3 protein-coding genes are annotated in these 3,933 nt (G+C 70.0%); 1 reads left to right on the plus strand and 2 read right to left on the minus strand.

Features of this window, described 5'->3' with window-relative positions; translation table 11 throughout:
* Both HY703_08050 and HY703_08055 read right to left on the minus strand, forming a co-directional pair.
* Positions 1 to 1,861: hypothetical protein (locus HY703_08050; GenBank protein MBI4545130.1), on the minus strand; the 1,861-nt coding region annotated here is incomplete at its 3' end.
* A 9-nt stretch (positions 1,862 to 1,870) separates the two neighbouring features.
* Positions 1,871 to 2,695, minus strand: coding sequence for a hypothetical protein (locus HY703_08055; protein MBI4545131.1), 825 nt, complete (start codon positions 2,693 to 2,695; stop codon positions 1,871 to 1,873).
* A 185-nt stretch (positions 2,696 to 2,880) separates the two neighbouring features.
* Here HY703_08055 and arfB point away from each other — a divergent pair, with 185 nt between their 5' ends.
* Positions 2,881 to 3,318: an aminoacyl-tRNA hydrolase gene (gene arfB / locus HY703_08060; protein MBI4545132.1), complete on the plus strand. Its 438-nt coding sequence runs from the start codon at positions 2,881 to 2,883 to the stop codon at positions 3,316 to 3,318.
* The last annotated feature ends 615 nt before the right edge of the window (positions 3,319 to 3,933 follow it).

A 3,933-nucleotide genomic window follows, 5' to 3' on the forward strand; every position in this document is an offset into this window, starting at 1 on the left:
CCGACCCTTCGACCACCACACGGTGCAGCGCGGACTCCGCAGGTGAGACCTCGAGCGTCAGGTGCGCACGCAGGTACTCCCCAGGCTGGAGGGGGGCGGCAGCCTGGAAGACCTGCACCGTGTCCCGGCGGGCGACCAGGCCCCGGGGCGTGTCCAGCACGATGAGACGCGTGCGGAGGACGTAGAGTGCCTTCTTCGCCCTCCCCTCCTCGCCAGCAGCCTCGAGTCGCTCCCCCGGGACGGCGAGCGCGGCAAGCAGGTCGGTTCGGCCGTCCGCCCCGCGGAAAGTGAAAAGGTCGTAGTGGAAGGGCAGCTCACGCTCGAAGCGCGGCCAGTCCGCGTCGGTGGCCAGGGCGGCCAGGGCGCGCTCGCGCAATCTGGCGCCCACCTCCAGGTACGGCATTGTCGCGTCCGAAAGTGCGAAGCGGGGGTTGCCAATGTCGACCATATGCAGCCGCCCGAGGATTTGTCCGTAGCCGGGCTCATAGGGCGCCAGCTCCTGGAGCAGCTCCTGCGCGTACTCGAAGAAGCCGAGCTGCTGGAGCTGGCCGAGCGCACTGTCGGAGAGGAAGCGGAGCGTAAGGAAGGACTTGGCTGCCCGTTCGTGGACGTGGGCATCCCATTCCACCAGGGCCAGGATGTCGTCCACCAGTCGCCAGCCGGAGGCCTGCCGGAGCTGCGCGAAGGTAAAAAGCAGGTCGGCGCCGGGCCGGAAGTAGACCCAGGTCTCGTTGGGCTGAACGTAGGGCAGGTGCGTGCGCACAACCTTGTCCGGCTCGCCGTGGCGAACCAGCACGACGCCACGATCATCCACGTCCAGCGGCCGCCGCGCCAGTGTCTCGCGAAGCAGCGCGCCGGGGGGCGTCGCATCCTCGAGCCAGCGCCAGTGGAAATCGCTCAGCGCCTTCGCCAGCCGGTGGTAGTGCGTGGCCACCCTTTGCGCGACCGTGATCCCGTCGCGGGCCGCGCGCTCCTCCCAGAAGCGGCGGAGCCAGGCCCCGCGCCCGGCGAGATCCGCGGCGCCCCAGGCCCGCGTTTCCGCCGGCGTCGCGATCAGGGCGACGTCGTCGAAGTAACGCTCGGCGGCCGAGGGCGTGAGGTGCTCTAGTCCGGCCAAGTAGGTCGCCGCGCCAGCGGAGTCTGCGCCGGCCTCGGCGAACAGGGCTGCCGCGCGAGCACGCAGCGCCAGAGCGACGTCGCCCCCGGCGCGGAGCGCCGAGTCCGCAGCGGCCAGCGCCGCGCCGGCGCGGCCGAGCGCTATCTCGAGCTCGGCGCGCATGAGCCACAGCTCCGTATGGCCGCGGCCCGTGGCCAGAACGCCCTCGAGCGCATCCCGGCCGCCCCGGAGCTCTTCCGGCTCGCGGGTTTCCAGCGCCAGCTCGGCCAGGGCGCGCGCCGGCTGGACGAAGGACGGGTCGAGTTCCAGGGCGCGGCTGAAGGCGTTGCGTGCCAGGGTGCCCGCGTCCAGGCCGATCCCGCCGCCCACGGCGCTCATGCCGGGCGAGCGGAGGAGCGGCGCCTGAACAAAAGTCAGCCCCAGCCCGAAGAAGGCCCAGGCGAAGCCCGGATGGCGTCGGGTCGCCTCTTCGAACGCGGCCCGGGCCGCTGCCGCGTCGCGCTGTGAGCCGGTGAGCTGGAAGCGACGGAGCGCGACCAGCCCTTGCTTCACCAGGGAAGCAGCCGCCGGGTGGGCGGCAGCCGTGTCCGGGCTATGGGCGAGTGCCTCGAGCGCCTGCGGGTCGGCCCTCGCCGTCAGGGAATCCCAGAGCCGGCCCATGTCGTGGTGCTGGGCCGGAGCGGCGGCCGGGCCCAGGAGCACGAGGAGGATCGCCGCCTTCAAGCGCCGCGAGTGCTGCATCATCTCAAGGAATCACGGAACTCGCACCGCAAGTCGCAGCCCGAAAACGTAGTCCAGCACGTCACGAAGATCGTCATCAATGGGCAGGCGCAGCAGGAGGCCGGGCCGGATTGGTCCCGCCTGGTAATCGGCGGTCACACCAAACTGATGGAAGCTGTTCTGGCCGAAGTCGCCACTATCGGCCGTGACCGCCCACCGGCCGCTGAAGCCGGCACTGAAGCTGGCGGCTCCACGCTCGATCAGCGCGCGGGCGCTGTAGGCGGCTATCATCTCGCCCCGGTCCTGCAACCGGCGCTGCCGCTTCGTCCGCACCCAGAACACGGGGCCGCCGCGCAGCAGGAGCCGAACCGCGCCCTCCCCCCTTTCCAGGCTGCCGAGCAGGGCCAGGGAAAGCACGTCCGCCTCGAAGGCCTCCAGCCGGTCCATGTCGGAGAACCGGCCGACACCGGTGGCCAGCGTTCCCGCTCCCGACTCGCCGCCCAGCGGGAGGCGCAGGCCCAGCTCGAGGACGCCTCGCCCCTCTGCCACCGGCGTCTCGAGGCCGACATAGGGGTTACCCACCGCCGTGCTGCCGCCTGTGGGAGTCGCCGCGTAGGCCAAGGGCACCTCGAACGTCAGTCGCGCCCGCCCCAGCGGCAGCCGCCCCGCCAGGAACGCCGCGGTGGCCGCACTGAAATCGTCGTCCTCGACGAACCCCGCCCGGAAAAGCTCGGCCGAAGCCGCCGGGCGGGGACCGGGGGCGAGCCACGCCGACTGAGCGGCGAGGGGTGCCGAGCACAGCGCGAAGGCCGCCAGCGCGGCGAGCAGGTTTCGGCTGAGGGTCCGGTTGCACACCATGAGTCCCCCAAGAATCGGGGTCTGAAGGTTACAACCGCTCCGGCTGCCGCCGCCAGCGGTGCGACGGGCAGCCCCCGGAATGGGAGCCGCTCTGGGGCGCTGCCGCCGGCGTATGGGCGGCACGGCGGGCGCCTGTGTCCTCCAGACATCTTCCGCATGAGCGACGGCCTGGCGATCTTGTGACCATGAGCGACGATGCGAATCTCCAGGTCACGGCCGACCTGACTATCCCTCGCACCGAGCTACGCTACCGCGCCAGCCGCGCTGGCGGCCCTGGCGGGCAGCACGTGAATACTTCGGCGACGCGCATCGAGCTGGTTTGGGATGTCGCCGGCTCGCCGTCCCTGTCCCGCGAGCAACGCACGCGCATCCTCGGGCGCCTCGCCCGACGCATTGACAGCCGGGGCGTGCTGCGGCTGGTCGAGGGCGGTAGTCGCAGCCAGTCCCAGAACCGCACGGCCGTCACGGATCGCCTGGTCCTCCTCGTCGGGCGGGCACTGCAGGAGCCGAAGCGCCGCCGCGCCACCCGCCCGCCGGCAACGGCAAAAGAGGCGCGGCTGGACGCCAAGAAGCGGCGCGCTGCCATCAAGCGGGGGCGGGCCGCACTGTCGACGGAGGAGTAGCCGGGCGCGGCGGACTCTGCTATCTCAGAATTTGAACTTCCTCTGGCTTCAAGCCTGGAAAGCTAAACATGCCCCTGACAAAGCTTCTAACGATCCCGTCCCTCTCGTTCGGAGTTCTTGCCGGCACTTTGCCATTGCCAGCGCAGTCAGGTCAAATGAGTCTGCTTGGAATCGCGTGGCGATCGCAGGGATCATCGGGCGACATGGCTTGGGCGCCGGCGTCGAAGCGCACCTGAACTGATGGATAGGTTTTGGCGCACGACTACAGGGCACGCTCGCAAGCCGCAGTTTGGCCGGCGTTGGGGTGCGTCTCAACTCATCCGCTGGTGATATTTGAGCTGTCACGCTGTGGTTCACTCATTTGCCTACGCTCTCGCGTACCCACCGCTCCAGCATCAGCACCGCGAACTCCCCGGCGTCGTTCAGCACATCATGCTCCCGTAACCACTTCGCGCTTCGGGAAAGTCTGGAGGTCTCTCACCCTTGGCTAAGGCGCACAAAATCGCCTGACCCTGGTTGCCCGCGTCGCTCCAGACGTTGGCGAAGTATTCGCCGCCGCTCCCGAGGGCGCGGGCGATGGCCTCCTCAACGTCTTTAGGCGTTGCTTCCCTGCGC

The organism is Gemmatimonadota bacterium (assembly GCA_016209965.1).
GTDB lineage: Bacteria > Gemmatimonadota > Gemmatimonadetes > Longimicrobiales > RSA9 > JACQVE01.